This is a genomic window from Klebsiella sp. 4_1_44FAA, from assembly GCF_000238715.1.
GTDB classification, from domain to species: domain Bacteria; phylum Pseudomonadota; class Gammaproteobacteria; order Enterobacterales; family Enterobacteriaceae; genus Klebsiella; species Klebsiella pneumoniae.
On the sequence record NZ_JH414830.1, the window covers coordinates 1 to 2,015 of the forward strand.

2 protein-coding genes and 3 pseudogenes are annotated in these 2,015 nt (G+C 47.3%); 1 reads left to right on the forward strand and 4 read right to left on the reverse strand.

Translation table 11 applies throughout. From position 1 onward, the window contains the following. The 4 genes and pseudogenes from HMPREF1024_RS00190 to HMPREF1024_RS31520 all read right to left on the reverse strand — a co-directional run. A pseudogene (locus HMPREF1024_RS00190) lies at nucleotides 1–194 on the reverse strand (IS5/IS1182 family transposase); the annotation flags it as partial. A gap of 112 nt (nucleotides 195–306) precedes the next feature. Next, nucleotides 307–858, reverse strand: coding sequence for a GNAT family N-acetyltransferase (locus HMPREF1024_RS0127920; protein ID WP_016831605.1), 552 nt, complete (start codon nucleotides 856–858; stop codon nucleotides 307–309). Nucleotides 859–1,050: 192 nt separating this feature from the next. Then, nucleotides 1,051–1,596 (reverse strand): annotated as a pseudogene (locus tag HMPREF1024_RS00185) (ISNCY family transposase); the annotation flags it as partial. Further along, nucleotides 1,572–1,730, reverse strand: a complete 159-nt coding sequence (locus tag HMPREF1024_RS31520) for a hypothetical protein (protein WP_165859157.1) — start codon at nucleotides 1,728–1,730, stop codon at nucleotides 1,572–1,574. The gene HMPREF1024_RS31520 and the pseudogene HMPREF1024_RS00185, both read right to left, overlap by 25 nt. A 35-nt stretch (nucleotides 1,731–1,765) precedes the next feature. On the opposite strand from HMPREF1024_RS31520, the pseudogene HMPREF1024_RS29850 reads away from it, so the two are divergent. After that, nucleotides 1,766–2,015: pseudogene (locus HMPREF1024_RS29850) on the forward strand (transposase); the annotation flags it as partial.

The following is a 2,015-nucleotide window of genomic DNA, read 5'->3' on the forward strand; positions in this document are numbered from 1 at the left end:
CAGTGAATACGCAGCATGGTCTCCAGCGGATAGGGCCGTCGGCCATTGCCCGCCTTGGGATAAAACGGCTCGATGACAGCGGTCATATTCTGCCATGGCAGAATCTGCTCCATGCGGGAGAGGAAAATCTCTTTTCGGGTCTGACGGCGCTTAGTGCTGAATTCACTATCGGCGAAGGTGAGTTGATGGCTCATGATGTCCCTCTGGGATGCGCTCCGGATGAATATGATGATCTCATATCAGGAACTTGTTCGCACCTTCCCTAGATAAGTATGTTAAATCCTCTAATGGACCTGAAAGGGGATTTTAAACGGATGCGTTCACTTCTAAATTTCTTAACCACTCATCCACTGATATTGAATACAGAAGGCTTGGAGGTGCATCTTTAACATCATGAATCTCTTTGACATATCTTAACCCCGACTTCTGTAACACTTTCTGTGACGCCAGATGATTCTCTCGAACAACAGCCGAAATTTCGGTTAATTTAATAACATCAAATCCAAATTTTATCGCGTATATGGCAAATTCTGTGGCCAGACCCTTCCCCCAAGCCTCTGTAGATAAGCGATACCCAAGATTATTGATAACTATATCGTCATAATTACGAATTCCCAGCCCGCCAAAACCGATGATTTTTTCAGGATTAGTAAGAAGCGAAATTGCCCAGTTTCCAAAACTATGAGTTTGCCAATGGTCGAGCCAGCGATTCATAACCATTTTTGCATGATCAATGTTCGGATATGGTCCCGCAGGATTAAAAGTGTTCGTAGCGGGATCACCATAAATTTTGAATAGATCGTTTAAGTCTGATGAGATTACAGGCCGAAGGTACAATCGATTAGTTTGAACTAGCAATTTTATCCCCTAATGTATCATGCCATCACTATGCTTTATTAACATGGAGCCTTTTGATTTAATCACACTTTTACGTTGGAGTAACTGGTGACGAGATTGACCGTTATGTCCGCTCCTCGCTCAAAGCGGACCTTAAACTCTCTTGCATTGCAGCTCTATGAAGATGGGATTATGTCTGCCATCATCTCCATGTCATTTCCTTGTACCGAAAATCTCGTCAGAACGTGATTGTAATGTCTTCAGCGCATTGAGCATATCGTCTTCGTCCAGAGATCGCTGGGATTTCTTCTCTGTGGGTTTCCTGCGTCGGCGCGAGGGGCCATCTCCGGCAGGGAGAGCCTGTGACCGGTTATTGTCGCGTTTGTCCTGTACCAGTTTGATAAATTCAAGTGTACGCCCGAGGCGCTTGTTGTCCACGATAGCCCCCTGGTCGATTTTCTGAAGGCGATCATAGGTGGAGTAGGGAAGGACAACCCCGTTTAGCCGGAGCTCTTTCCGGCCATCCGGGTAATGCCATACCTCAATGTACTTGCCAATAGCCCTTCGGCTTAACTCATTGTCTTCAATCAGATAGAGCACTTTGTCATACTGCACCGTCAGGGATTTTGAAACACGGCGCGGTTCCCGCCATGTGAAAAATGCATCAGTTTCAAGTGGCCGGTGAACATCAAAGTCATGCCGGGGTGCTTTGCCAAAGCGCCGGTTATAAGCGGTCATAAACTCATCAGTAAACCGTGATTTTCAGCGAGCTTTTCCCACGTCAGTGTGGGGCCAAAATCGGCATAGCGTTCACGGATGATATTCAGGGCCTGATCAGTCAATGATGCGGAAAGCAGGCGATTTCCGGTGCGACCACGACTCTGGTTATTCATGCCGGCTTTGTTGAATAAATCGAACTTTTGCTGAGTTGAAGGATCAGATCACGCATCCTCCCGACAACACAGACCATTCCGTGGCAAAGCAAAAGTTCAGAATCACCAACTGGTCCACCTACAACAAAGCTCTCATCAACCGTGGCTCCCTCACTTTCTGGCTGGATGATGAGGCCATTCAGGCCTGGTATGAGTCGGCAACGCCTTCATCACGAGGAACGGCCCCAGCGCTATTCGATCTCGCCATCCACCACCGTTCTGGTGATTAAACGCGTATTCCGGCTG

Coding starts and splice junctions, on each gene's coding strand:
- HMPREF1024_RS31520 (WP_165859157.1), bottom strand. CDS start 1,730: ATGAATAACCAGAGTCGTGGTCGCACCGGAAATCGCCTGCTTTCCGCA.